Raw genomic sequence first — 23,571 nt, forward strand, 5'->3', positions numbered from 1 at the left:
CCGGATCCCCTGCCTTTCGTTTTCAAAAATTCCGAAAAGGTTGCTCGGAAAGCAAAGCGTCAATACAAGGAAAGCGGAAGGCCGACCCCGAGCTCCACTGCCCTCTGATACATTTTTTGGGCGCAGGCGATGTCCTCGACAGCCATGCCCATCGGGTTGAGGATAATGATTTCTTCGTCTGTCTCCCGGCCGCATTTTTCGCCGATGACGATTTCGCCCAGCTCCGCATGCAGCCGCTCGCGCGAGAATTTTCCTTCCAACACGAGCTGGTTGATCACTTTTTTCTCCCGGTTGCACTGCTCCCAGTCGTCGACAACCACCTTGTCGGCGCGGATAAACACTTCTTTATGCAAGTCCATAATCGAGACATTGCTGACAAAGGCCCCTTTTTGCAGCCATTCAAACGGAATGTAGGGCTGGTCCGCGACGGTGCACGTCACGACGACTTCTCCCTGGCGAATCGCTTGCTCGGCTGATCGGTCCACGGCAAAAGCGACAGCCGGGAAGGCTTCAGCCATATCCTGGGCGAGCTGCCGGGCCGCCTTTTCGTGCAGGTCGAACAAATGGACGGATTGAATCTGGGGGAATTGTTCCAGCAGGGATTGGAGCTGCCGTCTGGCGATGAGTCCGCAGCCGATGCACGATACGGTGGCAAACCCTTGCTTGGCCAAGTGGCGGGCAGCCACGACCGTGACCGCCGCCGTTCTCATGCTGCTGATCATGCCCGCCTCCATCACCGCGATCGGGTAGCGTGAGACAGGATCGTTCAAAATAATCAGACCGCTCGCTCTCTCCAGCCCTCTTTTTTCCGGATTGTCATGCTTGCTGCCGATCCATTTGATGCCGGAGACGGAATCCTCCCCGCCGACATGCGCAGGCATGGCAATAATCCGGTCGGCGATATGGCCGTCTTTTTCGTCTGTCCGCAGGTACGGCTTCAACGGCTGGACGTATTGGCCGCGGGCGTGCTTGGCGAGCACCTCGGCGATGGCTTCGACATAGAGGGCGGACGTGTTCCCGCCCAGTGAAGCGATGGCCTCCCTGTTGAGATAAAGCAGGGAGGGAGCATGGGAAGCAGCATGGTTCGTGAGCGCGTTTTGCTGATTGGTTGCGTGGATCACGGGACACACCTCTTTCGTTTTGCGTAGTGTTTAAAGCGAAGGCAAACCGGATGCCCAATCGTCATCGTAAACCGTGTCGAGGTAACGGTCCCCTCTGTCCGGCAGGATGACGGCGATGCGATAGGAGGGAGGAAAGGAGGGAAGCAGCTTCCGAACAGCGGCGATGACCGAACCGGAAGAACCTCCGGCGAAGATCCCCTCGTGGAACAGCAGGTCCCTGCAGCCCTGCACGGATTCGCGATCGCTCACGTGCACGACCTCGTCAATTTCGTCCGGGTTCAACAGCTCGGGGACGCGGCTGGAGCCGATGCCCGGCAGTTCCCGGGGAGCGGAGGGTGAACCGAAGATGACCGAGCCGACTGCATCCACTGCCACGATTTTGATGCTCGGAAAAGCTTCCCGCAGGCGACGGGCGTTGCCCATGATGCTGCCTGTCGTGCTCACGGCGGCAAACAGGCAATCTACCGGCCCGTCCAGTTGTTCCACGATCTCGCTGCCGGTCCCGTGATAATGGGCCTTCCAGTTCAGCTCGTTGGCGTACTGGTTGATCCAGAAGCTGTCGGGGAGTATGGTCAACAGCTCCTTTACTCTGCGGATACGGGTCTGCAAATATCCGCCCTGGTCGTCAGGCTGATCCACCATGTCAATATTTGCGCCGAGCTGGTGCAGGATTTGGAGATTTGCCTTCGTAATTTTCGGATCGACGACGCATGTAAACGATAAGCCGTAGACTCTGGCAACCATTGCAAGCGCGACGCCGAGGTTGCCGGATGTGCTCTCGATGATGTGGGTGCCGGGACGAATCGTCCCATCCCGCAGCCCCTGTTCGACGATGTAGCGGGCGGGACGGTCCTTCATGCTGCCGCCCGGGTTCATAAACTCAAGCTTCGCCAGCACGCTCAGCCCTGGACGCGCAAAAAGCCGTTTGAGCTGAACGAGAGGAGTGTGTCCGACGCAATCGACGATGGAGGATGCGATAGTGGGTCGTGTTCCTGCAAAAGGCATACGGTTGCCCTCCCTCAAACAAAAATGATAATCATTATCATTGTCGTTCAAAAAAATGAGGATTTGCCTGATAGGAAGATCCCTTTGCGTTTATATCCATGCTTGATTTTGCTACATTCAGAAAAGGCGCCCTACTTTGCCCAGCAAAAAACGGGGTGCGAAAACGAACGCCGTGACCAGGCTGTACCGGCCAAAGTCTGTCTGGTTGACGGCTTTTCGTGTTTTTGCGAAAACAGTTTCACTTCACCCTCACCGATCAGAAAATCACCTCCTTTCCCGTCCAATTCTCCCGTGGGCAACCCCATTTTAGATGATATTGATAATCATTGTCAATAATGTCTTTTCCTTACATTTTTCCTGATTTTTTATTTTCCGTCAGAAGCAGATAAATAAAATATGGGGCCCCGATCATCGCTGTAATCAATCCGCAGGGAAGCTCTACCGGAGCAGCGATCGTCCGGCCTACAAAATCGGAAGCAAGAACAAGGAGCCCGCCGGTCAGTGCAGAGGCCGGAAGCAGCGTCGTATGGGAGGGACCGAACAACCGTCTGGCGATATGGGGAGCCATCAAGCCGACAAAATACACGGTTCCGGCGGTCGCCACGGAAGCTGCTGCCAAAGCGACGCTGACCAGAATCAGCCCGCCCCGCACCCACTCGATTTTGCTGCCGAGCCCTTTGGAGACGTCGTCGCCGAGCTGCAGCAGGTTCAGTTGGCGGGAAAGCAGAAACGCCAGCGGGAGAAACAGGATCATCCAGGGAAGGAGGGCATAGAAGTGCTCCCAGCCTCTGCCGTAGACGCTTCCCGTCATCCAGATCAGGGCCTGCGTCACGAGCATGATCTTTCCCGACATCATGATGATCGTAATAAAGGCTTGCGCGATTGCGGAGACGCCCACTCCGACCAAAATGATCCGGTACATCGAGCTCCCCTCCTTCCAGCCGAGCCAGTAGGTGAGAATCGCCGCGAGCAGCGCTCCTGCAAAGGCGGCAGGCGGCAAAAAGCCGAGCGGAACCGCCGGCAGGGCGACGATGACGAGAACAGCGGCGAGAGATGCCCCTGCATTCAGTCCGATGACGCCGGGAGAAGCGAGAGGATTGGAGGTAATCCCTTGCAAAATCGCTCCCGAAACAGCCAGTCCCGCCCCTACCAGAAAAGCAATCAAAGCACGCGGAAGACGCAGCGTATTGACGATAAACGAATGTTCCCCGCTCCCCAGTCCGAACAGCGTCTGAACCACTTCCCACAAAGACAGCTCGTATTCGCCCGCCCCTATATTGGCCATAAAAAAAGCGATGGCAAGCAGGATGAGCAGGGCAAAAAGCGTTGTCGGGCGCCTATTCATCATTTCCCCTCTCATAGCTTGTGCACCCTCCTCCGCGCCAGGTAGATAAAGAATGGAGCCCCGATGATAGCTGTCATCACGCCGACAGGCAGCTCCTGGTTGTCCAAAATGAAGCGCGCCGCCACGTCAGCAAGCAGCAGCAACGCAGCTCCCGCTACCGCCGAGTAGGAAAAAATCCAGCGGTGGTCTTTGCCGACGATGGACCTGACCAGATGCGGAACAGCGAGCCCGACAAATCCGATGGGACCGGCCACCGCCACGCTGCTGCCAGAGAGCAGCACCACAGAAATGAAGGCGAGCGTTCGCACCATTTTCGTTGGCTGTCCCAGGCTTTTGGCTACATCGTCTCCGAGCTGCAGCGTATCGACTTCCCTGCTCAGGAAAAAGGCAAGCAACAGCCCGGCTGTCATAAAGGGAAGCACCTGAACGAGAAGCGCAAGATCCCGCCCTACGACCGACCCTGCCAGCCAAAAGCGCATTTCGTCAAGGGAGCGCTCGTGAAAGATCAGGATCGATTGGGTGGACGCGGACAAGAGGGTCGTGACAGAGACGCCGGCCAGCGTCAGCTTCAGAGGAGTCATGCCGCCGCGCCCGGCAGAACCGAGCAGAAAGACGAGGATGGACACCGCCCCCGCCCCGAGAAAGGCTGCCCATGCATAAAGGGTGAGATTATGCCCGCCGACGAGAAACAGGGACAGGACAACCAACAGCGCGGCTCCGTGATTGATGCCCAGCAGATCGGGAGCAGCCAATGGGTTTCGGGTCAGAGCCTGTGTCATAGCCCCCGCTACGGCGAGGCACGCTCCTACCGCCGCGGCAATCAACGCCCGGGGAAGACGGGTGGTAGAAATGATCAGATGTTCCCTGGACCCGTCAAATTCCAGGAATGCTTCGACAACCGTCAGCATACTGATGTCCACAATCCCAAATGAAATGCTGATCCCGATGAAGAGAAGGACTGCAACAAGTCCCATGATCAGCCCGGCAAGCAGCCGGAGATGTTTCCGCGATTTGCCCACAACGTTCACTCGCAATCCGGATGTGATTTACACAAATATCCTTGACAACCTTATTTATCAAGTATATGATTCGTAATTGTGAGAATAGTTATCATTCTCATGAAAAATATACAAAGCAAGGGGGAATCTGTCAATGTATTCCATGTCAAGACATGCCCTTTTCTTTTTTCTACTGATACTGTCGCTCTCTCTTTTCCTGGTTGGATGCGGCAATTCGGCTGCGCCATCCGCTCAGGGAGCACCGGCGTCCAACGCTGCGAACTCCAGTACCTCGCCCCAGGAGAATGCGCCAAGCCAGGAAGGTACGCAAGCGCATGCCGTAAAGGACGCGATGGGAGAAGTAAAGGTGCCGGCCGAACCCAAGCGCATCGTCGTTCTGGACAATGGCGCTCTGGATAATCTTCTGGCACTCGGCGTAACACCTGTTGGCGCTGCCACAGTGTCTCTCGACAAACCGTTTTTCTCGTATCTGGGCGACAAAACGAGCGGAATCGAAAAGGTGGGAACGATCGACCAGCCGAATCTGGAGGCCATCGCGGCATTAAAGCCGGATTTGATTCTGGGAACCAAAGACCAGCACGAAGCGATTCATTCCAAGCTGATGCAAATGGCCCCCACTGTTTTTGTTGAGACGATGGGGCTGGATTGGAAGGGAAACCTGAAGCTGCATGCCGAGGCTGCGGGGAAAGCGCAGGAAGCGGAAAAGCTGATAGCCGATTATGAAAAGCGGGTGGCTGACTTTCAAGCAAAGATGGGCGATAAGATCGGGAAAACAGAAGTTTCCGTGTTGCGGATGAATGCGGACCACGTTCGCATTTACCTGTCGGAATCGTACAGCGGGAAATTTATCGAGGAGCTTGGATTTCCCCGCCCGAAGGCCCAGTCGGAGAAAGACTTTGCCAAGAAAGCAACCGAGGAGCAAATCGCCGATATGGACGGAGACGTCATTTTCTGGTTCAGCCGCGACCAGGAAAACATCATGACAACCAAACTGAAGGGAAATCCCCTTTGGGCGACATTAAAGGCAGTTCAGGCCGGGAATGTGTATGAGGTATCGACTGACCCGTGGCTGAGCGGGATGGGGATTTTGTCGCGAAACCTGATGCTGGATGAAGTGATCAAGCATCTGGACAAGTAGAGTGGGCATTAATAATGGAGCCAGTGTGTTTCGGGGTTCGACCGGAGCATGCTGGCTTTTATTTTTTCTGAGAACGTCCACGGGCAAAAAATAAAATTCCACAGAAACCAGCTATTGACAGTTTGTATTTACAAATGTAATATCAAAGGCAGTCAGTTTCTTTTACAAATGTAAATGGTAAACCCAAATTGCCGGAGAGGGGAAAACATGGATATTTTGATTCGCGCTTTTCTTTGGTTCCTGGATGCTACCGCAGCGGCGAGCGTCGTCCTGCTGCTGGTGCTGGCTGTGCAAAGACTGCTGCGCCGCAGGCTGAGTCCCCGTCTTGTGCATGCTTTGTGGCTGCTGGTGCTGTTAAGGCTGCTAGTCCCTGTTTTTCCGGACAGTCCGGTGAGCATTTTCCACCTCTTGCAGCTGGGCAAGGCAAGCAAACAGGCCGTCGTGTTGGAACCGCTGGCTGAGAACAGGCTGCCTTCGGAGATGGTTGAAAATCTCCACTATGCTGCATTTCCAAAGACTCAGATGCATCCGCCGCTTATGGAAGGCTCGCAGCAGCCAGCGAACGTCCCTGCCCGTCAAGCAGATGAAGGGACGGAACAAGCGGGCTTATCCTATTCACTCGCTTTGCGACTCGCCGCTGTCGCGTGGCTGGCCGGAGCGGCGGCCCTGATTCTGTATGTGGCCGCATTTTCAGTGAAAATGGGTCGCCAGCGCAGACGGCTGGAGCTGCTGACAGATCCCCAAATCGTGTCAATCATAGAGGATTGCCGACTGCGCCTGGGGATCAGGGAACCTGTTCCTGTCTATACCGGACGACAGGGGAAAAGCCCGTACCTCTCCGGACTTTTCCGCCCGTGGATCTATTTGCCTCAGGAAATGGCCAGGGAGCTGAGCGCTTCCCAGCTTGCCCACATCCTTTTGCACGAGCTGGCCCATCACAAGAGAAAAGACATCATGTGGAATGCGATAGGGAGCTTGGCGCTGGCGATCCATTGGATGAATCCGCTGGTGTGGATTGGCATGAAGCGGATGAAAGCAGACAGGGAGCTAGCCTGCGACGCCTGTGTTCTGGAGGTGCTCGGCGAAGCGGAGGCGGTGCCATATGGGATGACGATCATCGAATGCCTGAAGCGCTTTTCGCCCGCTGGCCGCCAGTCTGAGCTGCTGTATTTTTTCGGACCCAATCAACAAATGGAAATGAAGAGGAGGATTCACATGATCAAGTCGTTTAAAAAGGGATCGTATAAACTGTCTGTCGCTGCCGTTTTATGCGTAGGGATGCTGGGGGCAGCCACATTGACCAACGCCAGCAGTCCGGTGCCTTCGACTGGCCCGGTGCCCGCCAGCGCTCCTCAAACTCCCGGGAGCCAGTCCGCAAGCACGGAGTCGGTTGAGAAGGAACGAATTCTGTTCGATTATGATTTTCAGCGGCCTTATGCCAGTCTGGAAAAGGTCGTCAAGATTTCCGGCTTCAAATTTAAGGTTCCGGCAGCCTTGCCTGACGGGTACCGTTTTACAGTCATCCACTTTGCCCCGAAGGAAAAAGCAGGCACAAGCTTGGCGTCATTGCGCTTTGCCAAAACTGTCGAGGGCATCAACCACGGCAGCTTTCGGTTAAAGGCACAGCCTGCCGAGGCTGATCTGGAAGCCGTGACCGACGATTTCGATCAAAACGACTTTACAACGATAACGATTATGGATGGCGATAAAAAGACCGAAGAAAAATTGGAGAAGAAGAAAGAGACCTTCAACGTTAACGGGCAGAAAATCGTAAAATTCACCATACAGCACGGGGACGAAAAGGACTTTCAGCGGCATTATTTTTGGCAGGACCAAGGCGTCCAGTATGAGATCACAAATTCCGGATCAAACTTCAAGTTCAAGGATGACGAGATTATCAGCATCATCGGCTCGATGAAATATCCTGATGAGGAGCTGTACAAGCGATTTATCAGCGAAGAACAGTTGAACGAAGGCATTTACGACACAGGAGATGTAAAGCGGCTGCCTGAAGCGATTGACTTTGTGCCCAAGTTTCCCTTTGAGCTCCCGGGAGCGATTCAAGCCGACCGTGCCTGGATTGGCGACAAGATGAACTTCAGTTTTCCAGAAAATGAGGCAGACAAAAAGAACAGGGATCTCACCATTTTCTATAAACCGAAGGATGAGACCAAGGCGGGAGTCAAAAGGGTAAAGCTTCAGCAAATCAAAAACAACAGCATGTACGAAACGATGAAGAAGAACGGTACCGTCGCTTTTGAGCGGATCGACGGCGAAAAAAATGAAGTGAAGCTGCAGCCGGTCAGCATAGCGGGAAAAGAGCTGCTCAAGACGGTCAGCCATAAAACAGACGGACCATTGAGCAGCGCGAGGGAGGCGGAGCTGGTCGTCTACTTCTGGAAAGAAGACGATGTATGCTTGAAGGTCACCTTTTGGAATGACGGCCCAGCCGATGACAGTCCCGAGCGGAACAGGATTTTGCAATTCCTGATGAATGAAAAGCCCATCGATTTGGTCAATTTCAAATAACATTGACAGCTTGCGTTTACGCCTGTACGATTATGACTCACAATTTCTTTTGTTTACGAGTGTAAATAGGAATTATAAAGGGAAGCAGGGTGACCATATGGCCAATACGCCGAAAATATCGGAATCCGAGTGGGAAATCATGAAGATAATCTGGAAGGACAACCCGATAACGGCCGACCAAATTACTCTGCAGCTGCCGAAAGAGATCGAGTGGAGCGATCAGACAGTCCGCACATTTATAAATCGACTATTGAAGAAAAAAGCCATCGGGTTCGAGAAAGAAGGAAGAAGCTACAAATACTACCCTTTGGTATCGGAAAAAGAATGTATCCGAGCCGAAAGCCAGTCTTTTCTCAAAAGAGTGTTCGGCGGAGCAGCTCATCTCATGGTCAGCAACTTTCTGGAAGATGCCCATCTATCCGAAAAGGAGATTGAGCAGCTGCAGAAAATTTTGCTGGAGAAGCAGGATTCCAACAAAAGGACATAACCTTTTCCATCGCAGCCTCGCTATTTTCTTGTACACAAGCAAACCAGAAAGAAGCTGTACCGCACAAGGACAGCTTCTTTTTTGCAATTCGTTTTGATAGGAAATTTGCTATCTTTTCTCCTATAATCCTTGGATTCACAGCCGCAATCGTGTACCTTAATAAAGGAGTTATTCATCGAGGCAACGATTATGTCCCCAGATACAGAGCAGTAGGGTCTAATAGTTTTCATCTAGTAGGAGTGTGAATCCATTGAGCTTATGGGAAGCGTTTGTCGCCCTGATCCTCGGACTGGTTGAGGGACTCACCGAGTTTGCGCCGGTCTCTTCTACCGGCCACATGATTATCGTCGACGATTTCTTGTTCCAGACCAAAGAACTGTATTCCCCGGAAGTCGCCAATACGTTTAAAATCGTGATCCAATTGGGGTCGATCCTCGCAGTCGTCGTTCTGATGTGGGACCGCTTCATGAACCTGCTCGGGCTCAAAAAGATGCCGGGCCAGTCCACCTCCGGACCGCGCCTGAATCTTTTGACCGTGCTGATCGGTCTCATTCCAGCCGGGATTTTTGGCGTTCTCTTTGACGATTACATCGATGAATACCTGTTCTCGACAAAGACGGTCGTCATCGGCCTCGTCATCGGTGCGCTGCTGATGATTGCGGCGGACTGGTTCCGTCCGGGCCGACCGAAAGTAGTGACAGTCGACCAAATCACCTATAAACAGGCGCTGATGGTCGGACTGATCCAATGCTTGTCGCTGTGGCCGGGCTTTTCTCGCTCCGGGTCCACGATCTCTGGCGGTGTCCTTCTCGGGATGAGCCACCGGGCGGCTGCCGATTTTACGTTTATCATGGCAGTGCCGATCATGGCGGGAGCAAGCTTCCTGTCGCTTTTGAAAAGATGGGAATACATCACCTTCGATGCCGTTCCTTTTTTCATCGTCGGGTTTATCAGCGCGTTTGTCTTTGCGCTTATTTCGATCCGCTTCTTCCTGAAGCTGATCAACCGCGTCAAGCTGGTTCCGTTTGCGATTTACCGCTTGGTGCTCGCGGCTGTGATTTACTTTGTGTTCCTGTAAGACGGCTTGATTTAACAGCCATGTACAGATTGACACGTCTCCTTGCCGAATGGAGACGTGTTTTTTTATGTGAAGCGTGCCCAGCAAGCCGTTAATTGCTAGTTGGTGAAAGTCCAACCGAGGCAGGAGCCAAGTCACCTCGTAGCTGACAGGCAACTGGTGGAGAAATCCTAAGGTTGAAGCCCTGTGACAAAGTAACTCGAAAGAGTGCGAGCAAATCAGCAGGCCGTAACATAAAGTGAATCCTGCAGCCTCGTTAAGAAAGACCACCGAGAGGTGGACAAAGGGAAGCCGAGCTTGTTTCATATGGGCGAAGGCCAAGGACGGTGTGGAGAACTTGGAATACAGCACCTATGAATCCCTCGGGGTATGGGGAGCGGTATGTTGAGAAAGTAGTTAACGGAACTGGGGAGACCCTACTCTGCACGCCCCGTCAGGAGCGTAAAACGGAAACCTATAACCGTAAGGGAAGTGGTGGATGGCAGAGAGGGAGTCGGAGGGGTTCATAGTACCGATGAACATAAGGACAACACAACCTTATGGAGGGAAGGAGCCCTGCTTTGTTCACGGGTCGAAGGAGGTAAGAGTGAGTGAATGCAAGTAAACTTGCTAACTACACCGATGTAAAAGCTCGACAACTTTGGACAACCCTATATCTTTGTGCCAAGGCAAACTCAAAACGGCGATTTCATGCCTTGTATGACAAAATCTACCGCCCGGATATTCTAGCGACAGCTTGGAGGAGAGTAAAAGCAAATAAAGGGAGCGGAGGAATCGACGGACAATCCATCGCACAGATTGTGGAGGAGTATGGGGAGAGCCGTTTTCTTAACGAGATCTATCTAGATTTAAAAGAAAAGCGGTATCGTCCACATCCGGTTCGTCGAACTTACATCCCTAAACCGGATGGCAAGAAACGTCCACTCGGCATCCCGACGATCAAGGATCGGGTGGTCCAAATGGCTACTAAGCTAGTCATTGAACCGATCTTTGAAGCTGATTTTCGGGACTGTTCTTATGGCTTTCGGCCAGGAAGAAATGCTCACCAGGCAATTGCACAGATACGCAAAGCAAGCAAGAGGTGTTATTGGGTCGTAGATGTTGACATTAAAGGGTATTTCGACAACATCAACCATGAGAAGTTGATGAAACTGGTCGAAATGAGAATCAGCGACAGACGTGTTCTGAAACTTATCCGACAATGGCTGCAGGCTGGGGTCATGGAAAATGATCAATTCCATGAAACAGAACTGGGAACTCCGCAAGGAGGGGTAATCTCGCCTCTTCTTTCAAACATCTATCTAAACTACATGGACACCATTTGGGAAAATCAATTCTCCCATCTTGGCACACTTATCCGCTATGCGGATGACTTCGTTATCATGTGCAGAACCAAACAAGAAGCATTGGAAAGCATTCAAGTGCTGATGGCTATTCTAAACAAGCTGGAGCTTAGTCTCAGTAAAGAGAAATCTAGACTCGTTAATATTTGGGACAATTCCACTGGGTTTGACTTTCTTGGGCTGCACCATCGCAAATTCCCCGTGTTCAACAAAGGGGGGAGCAAGGTATTTGCTATGTCTCATGTACCAGCTAAGAAAGCAATGAAGGAAATGAGACGTAAAATTAAGGAATACACTGCACCAAGGAACAAACTGTTTCTGTCTCTAGAAGAGCTAGTGAAAGGGCTAAATCGCAAGCTAAGGGGGTTCAAGAACTACTACTTCATCTCGCCCATCGCCAAACGATGGGCAAGACGGATAGACTGGTATGTGATTGAACGCCTTACAATCTTCTGCAACAAGAAAAGAAGCAAGCGGAATAAACATGCCGGAAAGCTGAAGGTCATACAAAACACGCAGGGTAGTTTATTGAAATTAGCCGGATAAAGTAAGCCGAATGCCAAAGAAAGAAGAACATCGGAAAGCCGTATGAGGGAAAACCTCACGTACGGTTTGATGAGGGGGAGCTGAAATGAGCAAGGCGACCATACGGTCGCCCGAAAGTTTCAGTTCTCTACTCTACAAAGCGAAAGGGTTTGATTCAGCATTGCTTTGTGATATAGTAGGTTACACCTTAATTATTTAGGTAATACCTTAATTTATTAACTGCCGGTTCATAACGGATATTCCAATAAGGAGCGATCAAGATGCTTGTATGGATGCTACGCAAAGTAATGGCGGAGAGAGGAATCTGGACAGGCGCAGCTTTGGCGAGGCTTTTGAAAGAAAAAGCGGGGTACAGTCTGTCGGCTGCCTCCATCAGCGCCTTGCTGACCGGTCAACCCAAACAGATGAAAGCGGACACGCTTGACGCATTGTGCACAGCTTTGGAATGCACACCAAGCGATTTATGGGTACATACACCACCCAAACAGAAAGAAGGCGCATAACGATGGCCAGCAAACAGATTTTGCCGTTCGGAGAACCGATTTTGCGGAAAAAGGCTAAGCCGGTCGATTCCGTTACTCCCGCTACGATCAAGCTTTTGGATGATATGGTGGAAACGTTGTACGCCACTGACGGCCGAGCCGGTCTGGCTGCGCCGCAGATCGGGATATTGCGAAGAGTGGTCGTCATGGACTGCGGCGATGGATTGATTGAACTGATCAATCCCGAGATCGTCTCCATGAGCGGAGAACAGCTCGGACCGGAAGCCTGTTTATCCTTCCCCGGCTATTGGGGATATGTGAAAAGGGCCAATCACGTAACAGTAAAGAGCCTGAACAGGCAGGGAGAGGAATTCACGCTTGAGGCCGAAGGGTATCTTGCCCGCTGTATCCAGCATGAAGTGGACCACTTGGATGGAATCCTGTTTGTAGACCATGTCCGGGACCAGTGGCTGTACCACGAGGCGACCAAGCGGAAGGTCGCTGTCATGGACGTGATTCGCTTGACCAATCAGGGAATGTAGCGGGGAGGTGAGACTGTCACGGGTACGGTACTGCTGTTTATTGCGATCATGTTGGTAGCCTCTGTCCTGCAAACGAGCACAGGCTTTGGCTTTTCGCTTATGGCGACACCGTTTCTGCTCCTTCTGTTTGAGCCAAAAGAAGCGGTTCAAATCAATCTGCTCTTGTCGCTTGTTATCTCCGTCGCGCTTATCACGAAGATAAAAAAGGACATTGATAAAGGAATCCTAAAAAGATTTGTGGTCGGCAGTGCGGTCGGACTGCCGATAGGGATCACCGTCTTTTTAACGGCAGACATCAGCATGCTGAAGCTTGGCATTGGCATCATCATCCTGTTTTTAACCGTCTTGTTGATTCTAAAACTTCGCATGGACCAGACCAAGGCGAGGGATTACGCCGTTGGAGGATTGTCGGGGATACTCACCACTAGCATAGGCATGCCTGGACCGCCGCTGCTTTTATACTTTTCCGGGACAGACACGCAAAAAGAAAAACTGAGGGGCACGACGTTAGCCTTCTATTTGTTCATCTATTCGATGAGCCTGCTCGTCCAAATCCTCTTTGCCGGAACGACAGACACGATCTGGATTTCCAGCGGTTATGCGCTGCCGCTCGTTTTTCTGGGACTATTTCTCGGCCAGATCTTGTTCAAGAGGATTAACCAGCAGCTCTTTCGTATTTTTACATATGTCATCTTGCTGTTCACCGGGGTTTATATGCTGCTGGAGGGCTTGAGCAGTATTGCGGCGAGCCACTGAGGAAATCGAGTCATAGAAGGGGAGAAGCGGTATGGACATGATTCAGAATCTGTTTTCGTTAAAAGGAAAGACAGCCCTGGTGACGGGGGCGCGGACGGGGATCGGCCAAGCCATCTCGGTAGGACTGGCATCTGCGGGGGCGCATGTGCTGCTGCTGGGCCATCGCGACAATCTCGATGAAACAAAAGCCAAAATCGACGAGGCGGGCGGCATCTGCGAAACGGTGTTGGTTGATTTGGGCGAAGTGCCGCAGATTCGGGAAAAAATCAAGCCGGTGCTCGAAAAGCACAGTATCGACATCCTGGTCAACAACGCGGGTATTATTTACCGTGAACCGGCAGTCGATTACGACGAACAGGAATGGATGCGTGTCATCGATGTGAATCTGAACGCTGTGTTTATCCTCTCGCAGGAAATCGGCAGAGGGATGGTCGAGCGGGGATCGGGCAAGATCATCAATATCGCTTCTCTGCTTTCCTTTCAGGGCGGCGTATTTGTTCCGGCGTATACGGCGAGCAAGCACGCGGTAGCCGGTTTGACCAAATCCCTTGCCAATGAATGGGCAAGGTATGGCGTACAGGTGAACGCGATTGCCCCGGGCTATATCGAGACGAATAACACCGAAGCCATTCGAAATGACAACAAACGCCAGCAGTCCATTTTGGAGCGGATTCCGGCAGGACGATGGGGAAGGCCTGACGATATGGTCGGAGCGGCTTTGTTCCTGGCTTCGAAAGCATCCGACTATGTCAACGGTCATGTGCTCGTTGTCGATGGCGGCTGGATGGCCAGATAGAACGACAGAAGCAACGATTTCTGCCCTATGAAAAAACCAGACGGCCCGAACAGCAGGCCGTCTGGTTTTTTGTGGTCAATGGGAGAGTCTGATTTGCAATGGTTGATACCTAATAGCGATTCAATTCCTTCAGCGTTTCCTGCCCCAGGCCTCCGAGCTTCCACAGGGCGATCTTCTCATATCCGGCCTGACGCGCATCGTCGATCCACTGGGCCAGGGTGACATGGTCGGCATACCAGACCGTGTGCTTTACGTTGTTATCATCGGTGTAGTGGAAGTAGAGACTTCCGCTGCCGGCGTCGCGCCTGGGAGCCTCTTGGCTTAGCTGCGACAGCTCTGCTGCCTGTTCTGCTGTTACCGAAGCGACCTTGCCCGATTCCGCCCAGTCAAATCCTCCGGCAGCAAACGCGATGAAGGGTTCGCCGGGCAGCTTGTCCATTCTTCGGGCCAGATCGGCGATAAAGGCGTGATCGGCTTTCGGACCGGGTCCGCTGTGATTGCCGAAAAGGTTGTATGCCATCATGACGTAGACGGGGCCTTCCGGCAGCTTGAGCTTATCGATAGGGGCCCGTGGCTCCAGCACGATTCGCAGCGATTTTTCCAAAGGGCGGAGTCTTTCATAAAGCTCTCTATAAAACGCGAGCACATGGTCCCAATCCTCGCTGCGGATATTTTCGTAATCGATCTCCACTCCGCGAACATCGTACTTGGTGACGGCAGCCAGGATGTTGTCGATATGCTTTTTGCGGCTCTGCTCTGTGGCCATCAGCCTGGTCACAAGCGCAGGGTCTTTTTGAACTGATGTGCCATCCCCTAAAATTACATCGTTTACGATGGTCAGGTCCACATACACCAGGCTGCTTTGCTTGGACGCCTCTACGATTTGCGGCAAGGCTTCGCGAAGCTCCTCGGTGAGGTGAAGGTTGTCCTTGTCGTCAAAGTACACGGCGAAGGCCTGCAAGCTGGTGAGGCCCTCTGTAATTTGTCTGAATTCGTCCAGGCCGTCCCCCCACTGCCAGTCGGCGAGCCAAGCCGATAGCTCCACATGAGGCTGGTTTGGGTCGGGCTTCTTTGAACCGGTACTTTTCATCACAAAGATGAGGACGGCCAAGAGGGCAATCATGAATACAGCGATGGCGATTGCATGCTTGCTTGTCAAATTCACTTGTGCTCCCCCTCGGCGCTCGTCCCCGCCTCTGCGAGATCAGAAAGTATCAATAGCCCAATCGATAGATGCGTTAATCGCTTTTTCAACATGGTGAACGACTCCTTGGAAACCGGTATGCTTGTTGCTGAACAAAACAGCCGGAGAGCTGTTTTCTTTCTCGAGGGAAACGATCTGCACGTCGTCGAACACGCCGTCGTAGATGTCGTCCTTTTTATTTTGCTTGCTGTATTCCGAAGCGAGCGCCACACCGCCGTTTCCGATGGCGCTGTCCACCTCCTGATTGTCCAGCAGCGTTTGCCCGTCGATGGCGAGCTTCCATTTGTTTTCTTGCACTACAATCTCAACGTCCCTGGTATGTTTGATGTTGACAGGGTATTTTCCTTCGTCGGATGGTGCGCCGGCGGCCGTTTGCTCTTTGGAGTAGACGGTAGCTTTGTCAAAGGACAGGTCTTCCGGTTTCCATTGGATTTCGCTCAATGGCTGGATGAAAACCTGCTGGGCGGCTTGGCCCGGTTTTTTCTGCTCGACACGTACTTCGTTATTTTCAAATGTGACGCGGATAAACGAATCCTTCTCGCGGTCATAGCGAACGTAGAACATCTGCTTTCCGACCACATTCCCCGCGATCTTGGCGGTCAGCCCGACATTCTTGAGGCCGTTGCTGTCATGCAGGTAGAGCATGCCAGCTCCGGCAGGCGGTGAGGTAAGGGCAATCCGGTTGTCGATAAACTCAGCCGCGCCGCTGATTCGACGCCACTGGTCCGCATGCTGTTCGTCACCTGAGACAAATTTCATTTTCTGTCCGGTGTCCTTCTGAATTTTCATTAAAAAATGATTCGTGTACCAATATGGTGCGGGCTGGACCCTCGTCAGGTCGTACAAGCTTCGTTCACTATCGTTGAATGCATTTCCTTCACGATTGAAATGCATCTTGAAAAGCTGCTTGATGTTTTCCGAGTTCGCATTGGACACGAGCGGATTCATTCCCTCGTACAGAACATTCGCATGCATGATCATGTAGACCTGCGGGACAAAGCCGAGACTGCCCGTATAAATGTCTTTCATTGCCTTGTAGTCGTGATTGATCCGCTCCTCCATAACGGTGCGGTTTTCCACCGGGATCATGTTTTCGTCCCGGATGAAGTCCATCAAGTAGTGATTGTAATACTCGACATGTTCCTTGCTTACAAGTTCGGTCTCGTCTTTCATTCCGATGAACCGGCCCTGTTTGTCAAAAATGTTGATGTAGGTCAGCCGGTAGCCGTTCGTGCCCAGCTCCCAATAGCCGGTCTTCATCATCTTTAGCATGTCTTTGGGCTTGAGAAATTTATGATCGCTGTTGCCCATCTTGTTTGCGTAAGAAAGAAAGGTTGCCTTGTAATTGTACTTTTCGAGGAGCGGCTGGGCAAACAGGCTGGAATCGTTCCGTCCATCTTCAAAAGAGAGGAACAGCGCTTTCTCCGGCAACGGCTTCCCTTTTTCATAGAAGTCGAGAATATCCTGCTGCGAGATGGTGACATATCCCTGATCGTAGAGTGCCTTCAGGTGCTCGTCCAATTGCTTTTTGGCGACCAGTTTGGGCGTGCCCGACCGGCCGACGCCAAAGTAAGACAGGGCGATAAAACCGTCATGATTGCTCCATGCCGTCTTGTCCGGTTCGGCGTATTTTCGGACGTCAAACACTGTCTGGTAAAGTAAAATGGCTACCGCCAGCAGCAGGATGAGCTGCACGATCGTTTTCATCCTTTTCGCGCGATTTTTCTTGCGATAATCAAGGACTACGTTCTGTTTTCCTTGCGTCATTTCAGCTAGCCTCACTCTAAGAATCATGTGGCGATTGCATCAAAATGGCAACCAGATTCTCTTTTTATTCTTCTTACGCATTTCTTTTTTCAGTCTCGCTTCGACGTCCTGTGGCGTTTCCCGCGTGCCCCAAGTCGATTTCCAGAAGGTTACCCAGGCGACAGGCATTTGCCAGAGCAGCACAAATTCGTAATACAGGCAAAAGACAAATCCGAACACCCACAGCTTGCTCTTGCGGAACATCAGATGGGCAAGACTCATGAGCATCGCCATCAGCAGCAGCCCCATCAAAAATGTTCCCGGGAAGATCTGATAGACGAGAGGGACATATACCAGGTTGTACAGCACGACAATCGGAGCGGCGATCGGAACGATCAGGCCGATGTAAAAGAACAGCGCCATAAACGGTTCCTTTCGCCAAATGAACGTGGCCGCCCGAAGCGACTCGCGCAGCCAAGATCGCTTCCAACGCATCTGCTGCTTCAGAAAGACGTTCATTTTCGAGGGCACGATCGTCGAGCAGATGGCTGCGTCCTGATAGCCTGTCCGATGGGTTTTCAAGATGAAGTTCGTCATGCTTCGGTCATCGCCGAACGTAGCCGGCTGGCCGAGGAACTTCTGATTCAGCCACGCTTCGGCATGCTGGAGCACCAAATCCTTTCGGTAGCAGGACAGCGGGCCTGACAGGCAAGTGACACTGTCAAACCAGGACTCGGCTGCTTTGATGACACGAAAAGCAATGTAGTATCGGACACTTTGGAGTTTGGTGATGGAGTTGGTGAATTTGTTTTCGACATCTGTGCGGCCGGCGACACCGCCCATTTGCGGGTCCTGGAAGGGTTGTACAAGATGCTTGATCGCCGTAGGCTCAAGGAAGCTGTCGGAATCTACGAAAACGACCAAATCGTGCTTGGCCATCTCCACGCCTTTTACCAAGGCCTCCCGTTTGCCGCGGTTTTCGGGCAAAACAACCATTTTCAGCCGCTCGCGGGTCCCAAAACGTTCGGCCATGCTGTGAATCATATCAATTGCCTTTTGGATTTCCTCGACGGATCTGTCTGTCGAGCGGTCGTCGACGACGATGACCTCAAGCTTGTCGATCGGGTAATCCTGGTTCATACAGCTGATAATCGTCCGGCGAATCCACTCTTCCTCGTTGAAGCAGGGGATGATGATGGATACGCCTGGCGTATAGTCAGGATTGATGGGCACATCCCGGTAGAGCGCGCCGAATAGATAGCGGGTCAGCAAGAATACGGCCGCAGCAAGGCTGTACAAATACAAGAACATGTTGTATTTGAAGTAAATAAAGCTTTCCATGCGCATGAGCATGATGAAGGCCACGGTGACAAACAGCATGCTGCTGCCCATGTAAACGGAATACCCCCACCTTTTTTTCTGGAAGTACTCTGTCAGTGGTTTCGCAAATTGAAAGGCTACCATCCGCTTTTCGCTGTCTTCCTGCTGTTCGGTCTCTGACCTGACTGCTATGGCATCGATCTTGACCGTCGACTCAAAGCCCTCCGGCATCGTGCCCGCCGGTATTTCAAAACGCATTCTGACCGTATCCCCGACGCTTACGCTGCTGTCAGCGCCAGCATCCAGCTCCACCAGCAAGCCTGTAGCGGAGATGTCGACAGCCCGGGCTTTAACCACTGTTTTCCCGGCGTTGCTCCGAGTCTGGATCAACACGTCAAAATCGGCCAAATAGCGCAAGCCCAGCACCCGCAGCTTGTCCAAATAATCCTGGTCCCTGTTTTCGCCAGGCGAATCCGAGAGCCCCCTGCGATCGGCAGTGACGCGGATTTGATCCGGGTCCGGGACATTGTTCAGCGTCCGCCTGTCTGCTTTCGGAACAGAAAGTTTTTCAACGATCTCTTTTTTCTTTCTTATCATCACTGTTGCCGTCTCCAATCCTTTGTTTACAAGCTCCAGTAATAAAACCCGCTGTTTTCAAAGTCTGATCGATTGTATATGCCTTTTATGTCGATCATGATCTTCGGTCCTTGATCAGGAGCAAAAAGGTTCTCAAAATCGCTGCTGTTCATGTTTGCGAAGTCGCTATGCGGTACCGCGACGATCACCATATTCAAGTCTGTGAGAGCAGACATGCTGGACAGCTCGATGCCGTACTCCTCGTACACCTGCTCGGGGTCCGCCCACGGATCAACGACGAGCGGCGTGATGCCGTACTCGCTCAGCTCTTCGATCATATCGGTGACCTTGGTGTTGCGGATATCCGGGCAATCTTCCTTGTAGGTCAAGCCGAGCAGCCCGATTCTTGCATTTTTAATATCCAGCTTCATCCGAACCAGTATTTTGATGATCTGCTGGGCCACGTATGTCCCCATTCCATCGTTAATGTGCCGGGCCGCCAGAATAATTTTTGAATGATACCCGGTGTCCTCGGCCTTGTAGGTTAAATAGTACGGATCGATGCCGATGCAGTGTCCGCCCACCAGTCCGGGGGTAAACTTCAAAAAGTTCCACTTGGTTCCGGCAGCCTGCAATACGGCTTTCGTATCGATGCCCATTTGGTTGAACAGCATGGACAGCTCGTTCATGAACGCAATGTTCACATCCCTTTGGGCGTTTTCGATTACTTTCGCGGCCTCGGCGACCTTGATGCTCTCGGCTTTGTACACCCCTGCCTCGATAATCAGCTCGTAGACCTTGGCGACCGTTTCGGCAGTTTCTTCATCGATTCCGGAGACGATCTTCACGATATTTTCGAGCCGGTGGATCTTGTCTCCCGGATTGATCCGCTCCGGAGAATACCCGACCTTGAAGTCTGTTCCGCAGCGCAATCCCGATTCGGCTTCCAGGATCGGAATGCACACGTCCTCCGTCACTCCTGGATAAACTGTCGATTCGAATACGACGATGGCCCCTCGCGAAAGCTTCTTCGCGATCAGGCGGCTGGCGCTTTTGACATAGGCGAGATCCGGGACATTGCCGCTCTTGATCGGAGTAGGGACCGCCACGATGAAGAAGCGTACCCCGTCCAGCTTGTCCGGGTCGGATGTGAAATCGACGCTGCAGCTGCGCAGGGCCGCATCTCCGATATCTCCGGTTACATCAATGCCCCTCTGGTAGCTTTCAATTTTTTGCGTGTTAACATCGAATCCGATGACGTCTGCCCGTTTTGAAAAGGCGACCGCGATCGGCAAGCCGACGTAGCCGAGGCCGACGACAGCGAGTTTTCCTTGCCGGTCGGCGATTTCCTCATAAACTCTGAATGCTTCTTCCATTTCGTCCATCTCCATTATTTTGAATTCATGCCGATCATGTCCGCCATTTTGACAAAGGTATAGCCTTTTTTCTTCAGGCCTTCGATCGCGGTCGGCAGTGCCTCAATCGTATGGATGTCGTCCAGCATGTGCAGCAGGATGACGCTTCCGGGTTTTGTCTTGCTCATAATGCCGTTCACGATATCCTGCGCGCTGTTGTTTGCATCCCAGTCCAATGTCGTGACGTCGTACATGGCGATGATGGGATAACCGGCCGAGGCCACCGCCTTGCCTGCCTGGTCGTTGATTTCTCCTGTCGGAGGGCGAAACAGCATGGTAGGCTGCTGCTGAATCGCTTCCGTAATGGCTTTATGGGCTTCCACGACCTCCTGCTGCAGCTTCTCCGGAGGGATATCGGTAATGACGGGATGGCTGTACGTGTGATTAGCCACATCGTGTCCGTCTTCCAGGATCGCTCTGGCCAGGTTCGGATTGTTCTTGACGCCGTTGGCCCGCAGGAAAAATGTTGCGGGAACCTGGTGCTCCTTCAAAATGTCCAATATTTTGGAGACAGTCTTGTCGCTTCCCCAATCATCGAAGGTCAGAGCCACCTGCTTTTTGTTTGTGTCGACGTTGTAAACGAGCTTGTATGCCGGATTTTTCGCATTCAGGTTGATTTGGGCTTTGTCATAACCGGGTATTTGCTCCAGCGGCTTCCTCTCTCCGCCATTTTTCATCAGTTCGTCAAGGGTAATCAGCTTGTAGTCGATTTCCTTCGCTGCTTTGGCGATGAGAGCAATGGCGGCAATCACTTCCGGATTTTTGTCTGTATTTAATGAAATAATGCCGCCCCGGGAAATGTACCGTTCCACATAGTGGCCAATCGCCTGGGCATCCTTCATGTCCCAATCCTTCGGGTTGATGTTGTATTGGATGACGGCATCCATGCCCAGGTGGGCAGCCGCCAGCCGAACATCGTCATTGTAATCGCCCGATTTTGTCCTTACGTAGCGAGGCTTTACGCCTGTTTCTTTCTGAATAACTTCATTGGCCAGGTGAATTTCCTTGTAGATTTGTTCGTAGCTGAGCTTGGTCAAATCCAATCGGTTCAATGTGTTATTCTCGATCTCATGGCCCCGGGCCAAAATGTCTCTGGCGATGTCCGGCTCCTCGGCCACCCTCATGCCAGGCAGAAAAAACGTGGCCTTGATTTGGAACTTGTCCAATTCATCCAGCAGGCGGCGCATCGTTTGGGAGTCGCCCATCCCGTTAAAGGTCAGGGCCAGCTCCTTTCTCGCTGTATACACATACGAAACGGCTCTGCTCTTTTCACCATGATAAGGAACAATTTTCTGATCGAGCGAGCCGGTCTCGGGACCACTTTCGACGGTATCGCTTGAAGTTGGCTGGCAACCCGACATCACTGTCAGTGCCGCTAGCAGAGCGAGTATGCCGGCAAACATTTTGCATCCCGCAAAAATGCGATGCTTTCCCATATTTGTACTCCTTTCGAAAGAGTTATTGTCTGTATGGGTTGGTAAATTTGGGCTGCTATAAGAGACAACGCCCCATTCTAACGAGCGGGTCTGTACAAATTCTAAACAACGGTTCTGCAGCAGATGACGCGACGATCGGCGAGAGTGCTTTATAATAAAGGGAATTGCTGAAAAGAGAGAGAATACAACAAGACATAGAAAGCTTGCTTGTTATAGAAAGAAAATCGGGATCGAGCCAAGGGTTGGACTCGGCACCATCTTTTTGTATGAATAACCATGCCGCTAAGGACTTTCTTCTTCCGCCTGGAAGGCAGACCAAGATCTTCAGACAGAGGGCAACCAAGTGTTGACCTGAGGAACATAGAGCGTCGAATGAAGCAGCTCTACGGACGGGGAATGTCCAATCAAAGCGATCCACATAGGGGACTACCATAGAACTGCGCTTTCCTAAATGAGAGGAGAAGAATTAGAGTAGGAGGGGGAGTGGGGAACGTGAGAGTGTTGCTGATCGATGATGAACGGATGGCGCTCCGGTACTTGGAAAAATTGCTGCAAAATATAGAAGGCCTGCAGCTTGTAGGCAAGTTCCAAGACCCTCGGGAGGCTCTTGAAGTGATTCAAAAAAAAAGGCCAGACCTTGTGTTTCTGGATGTAGAGATGCCGGAGATGAACGGTATCGAGACGGCGGAGCAAATTCTTCTGCGCTCGCCTGAGACCGACATTGTTTTTGTAACTGCTTTTGGCGATTATGCCGTCAAAGCATTTGAATTGAATGCGCTCGATTATCTATTGAAGCCAGTCCAGAAAGAGCGATTGCAAAAAACGTTGATGAGGATACAAAAGGAGAAGGAGTCCAGGGATGACAATAGCCCGGCAACTGGCTCTACACAGTGTATCCGTTGTTTTCAGTCTCTTCAGGTAGAACTGTCGGAAAGTCGTGGTCCAGAAACCATCCGCTGGCGGACGAACAAGGCTCAGGAACTGTTTTCCTACTTTCTCCATCGCCGGGGCCAGCCAGTCCGCAAAGACCTGCTGCTGGATTTGTTCTGGGAAGAGGTGGATTGGAAGAAGGGGTATGCCCAGCTGTACACAACGGTATATCAAATACGGAAGACGTTGGATCAGCTCAGGATTGGCGTCAAGATTATAAACTGTGACGATGGTTATTTGTTAGAGATGAACAACGTCAGTCTCGACGTGGATGAATGGGAAAATGGCCTTCGCAGCCTGCCTCCGCTCACAGAAGAGAGCGTTGGCGATTATACGCGGCTGCTTGAGCTATACAGAGGAGACTACTTTGCAGAATACGACTACTTGTGGGCAGAAAGTGAACGCCAACGGCTCCGAATGGATTGGTATAATCTCGCCAGCCAGGTCGGAAACTTTCTCGTCGCGAATGGCGAATATTCCAAAGCAATCGTCCTCTATCTCCGGATTCAGCGGTTCTATCCCCATGTGGAGGAGCTGTACTTTTCATTGATGAAGCTCTACGATGTGCTGGGAGACCGTGAAGCGGTGGCAGGACAGTATAACAGTATGAGGGAGATGCTCCGGGAAGAATTTGAAGCGGAAGCGCCCCCGCATATAAAAGAATGGTATCAGCAATGGAAAAATCGAAAGTAAATGCATCGGCGAAAGCAAGCTGGGAAGGGGAGTGTGCCTTTCTCAGTTTTTTTTTGCCCTGGCC

At 52.0% G+C, this 23,571-nt stretch carries 19 protein-coding genes; 10 read left to right on the top strand and 9 right to left on the bottom strand.

The genetic code is table 11. The features are described from left to right. Positions 1-59 precede the first annotated feature (59 nt). The 4 genes from sbnB to V5G20_RS01965 all read right to left on the bottom strand — a co-directional run bounded on the left by sbnB (position 60) and on the right by V5G20_RS01965 (position 4,445). On the bottom strand, positions 60-1,058 hold the full coding sequence (sbnB, locus tag V5G20_RS01950; protein ID WP_031932471.1) for a 2,3-diaminopropionate biosynthesis protein SbnB: 999 nt from the start codon (positions 1,056-1,058) through the stop codon (positions 60-62). Between the two features lie 93 nt (positions 1,059-1,151). After that, complete coding sequence (gene sbnA, locus V5G20_RS01955) at positions 1,152-2,126, bottom strand: 2,3-diaminopropionate biosynthesis protein SbnA (RefSeq protein ID WP_003388741.1); 975 nt, start codon at positions 2,124-2,126, stop codon at positions 1,152-1,154. Between the two features lie 346 nt (positions 2,127-2,472). Further along, entirely contained in the window at positions 2,473-3,486 is a 1,014-nt protein-coding gene (locus V5G20_RS01960; RefSeq protein ID WP_003388740.1) for a FecCD family ABC transporter permease, read from the bottom strand. Beyond that, positions 3,483-4,445 (bottom strand): FecCD family ABC transporter permease, encoded by a 963-nt coding sequence (locus V5G20_RS01965; protein WP_081607767.1) that lies wholly within the window; start codon positions 4,443-4,445, stop codon positions 3,483-3,485. Before V5G20_RS01965 ends, V5G20_RS01960 begins: the two co-directional genes overlap by 4 nt. A 178-nt stretch (positions 4,446-4,623) precedes the next feature. On the opposite strand from V5G20_RS01965, the gene V5G20_RS01970 reads away from it, so the two are divergent. From V5G20_RS01970 to kduD, 9 genes are all read left to right on the top strand, one after another. Continuing rightward, on the top strand, positions 4,624-5,628 hold the full coding sequence (locus V5G20_RS01970; RefSeq protein ID WP_338463113.1) for an iron-siderophore ABC transporter substrate-binding protein: 1,005 nt from the start codon (positions 4,624-4,626) through the stop codon (positions 5,626-5,628). 207 nt (positions 5,629-5,835) lie between these two features. Beyond that, positions 5,836-8,157, top strand: a complete 2,322-nt coding sequence (locus V5G20_RS01975; protein ID WP_338463114.1) for a M56 family metallopeptidase — start codon at positions 5,836-5,838, stop codon at positions 8,155-8,157. A 97-nt stretch (positions 8,158-8,254) separates the two neighbouring features. After that, the gene (locus V5G20_RS01980) at positions 8,255-8,644 is read left to right on the top strand and encodes a BlaI/MecI/CopY family transcriptional regulator (protein WP_003388735.1); all 390 of its coding nucleotides are present in this window, start codon (positions 8,255-8,257) and stop codon (positions 8,642-8,644) included. 250 nt (positions 8,645-8,894) lie between these two features. After that, positions 8,895-9,722 carry an undecaprenyl-diphosphate phosphatase gene (locus V5G20_RS01985; RefSeq protein WP_024983682.1) on the top strand — a complete coding sequence of 276 codons (828 nt, stop codon included), beginning with the start codon at positions 8,895-8,897 and terminating at the stop codon, positions 9,720-9,722. A 590-nt stretch (positions 9,723-10,312) separates the two neighbouring features. Beyond that, positions 10,313-11,611: a group II intron reverse transcriptase/maturase gene (gene ltrA, locus V5G20_RS01990; RefSeq protein WP_024985477.1), complete on the top strand. Its 1,299-nt coding sequence runs from the start codon at positions 10,313-10,315 to the stop codon at positions 11,609-11,611. A gap of 260 nt (positions 11,612-11,871) precedes the next feature. Beyond that, positions 11,872-12,114, top strand: coding sequence for a helix-turn-helix domain-containing protein (locus V5G20_RS01995; protein WP_003388733.1), 243 nt, complete (start codon positions 11,872-11,874; stop codon positions 12,112-12,114). Between the two features lie 2 nt (positions 12,115-12,116). Then, complete coding sequence (gene def / locus V5G20_RS02000; protein ID WP_227277648.1) at positions 12,117-12,635, top strand: peptide deformylase; 519 nt, start codon at positions 12,117-12,119, stop codon at positions 12,633-12,635. 48 nt (positions 12,636-12,683) lie between these two features. Then, positions 12,684-13,391, top strand: a complete 708-nt coding sequence (locus V5G20_RS02005) for a sulfite exporter TauE/SafE family protein (protein ID WP_327926692.1) — start codon at positions 12,684-12,686, stop codon at positions 13,389-13,391. 31 nt (positions 13,392-13,422) lie between these two features. After that, positions 13,423-14,187, top strand: coding sequence for a 2-dehydro-3-deoxy-D-gluconate 5-dehydrogenase KduD (gene kduD / locus V5G20_RS02010; RefSeq protein ID WP_003388730.1), 765 nt, complete (start codon positions 13,423-13,425; stop codon positions 14,185-14,187). Positions 14,188-14,296: 109 nt separating this feature from the next. Here kduD and V5G20_RS02015 read toward each other — a convergent pair whose 3' ends face one another. The 5 genes from V5G20_RS02015 to V5G20_RS02035 are packed head-to-tail and all read right to left on the bottom strand — an operon-like array spanning position 14,297 to position 21,884. Next, entirely contained in the window at positions 14,297-15,352 is a 1,056-nt protein-coding gene (locus tag V5G20_RS02015; protein ID WP_338463115.1) for a glycosyl hydrolase family 18 protein, read from the bottom strand. A 39-nt stretch (positions 15,353-15,391) separates the two neighbouring features. Beyond that, complete coding sequence (locus tag V5G20_RS02020; protein ID WP_338463116.1) at positions 15,392-17,158, bottom strand: polysaccharide deacetylase; 1,767 nt, start codon at positions 17,156-17,158, stop codon at positions 15,392-15,394. 39 nt (positions 17,159-17,197) lie between these two features. After that, on the bottom strand, positions 17,198-19,054 hold the full coding sequence (locus tag V5G20_RS02025) for a glycosyltransferase (protein ID WP_338463451.1): 1,857 nt from the start codon (positions 19,052-19,054) through the stop codon (positions 17,198-17,200). Between the two features lie 26 nt (positions 19,055-19,080). Next, positions 19,081-20,409: a nucleotide sugar dehydrogenase gene (locus V5G20_RS02030; protein ID WP_338463117.1), complete on the bottom strand. Its 1,329-nt coding sequence runs from the start codon at positions 20,407-20,409 to the stop codon at positions 19,081-19,083. Between the two features lie 14 nt (positions 20,410-20,423). Continuing rightward, a complete protein-coding gene (locus tag V5G20_RS02035; RefSeq protein ID WP_024983689.1) occupies positions 20,424-21,884 on the bottom strand; it encodes a polysaccharide deacetylase family protein in 1,461 nt (486 codons plus the stop codon). A 492-nt stretch (positions 21,885-22,376) separates the two neighbouring features. Between V5G20_RS02035 and V5G20_RS02040 the strand changes: the two genes are divergently transcribed. Beyond that, a complete protein-coding gene (locus V5G20_RS02040; RefSeq protein ID WP_031932477.1) occupies positions 22,377-23,507 on the top strand; it encodes a response regulator in 1,131 nt (376 codons plus the stop codon). Positions 23,508-23,571: the final 64 nt, after the last annotated feature.

This window comes from Brevibacillus borstelensis (genome assembly GCF_036700025.1).
Lineage (GTDB): Bacteria > Bacillota > Bacilli > Brevibacillales > Brevibacillaceae > Brevibacillus > Brevibacillus borstelensis.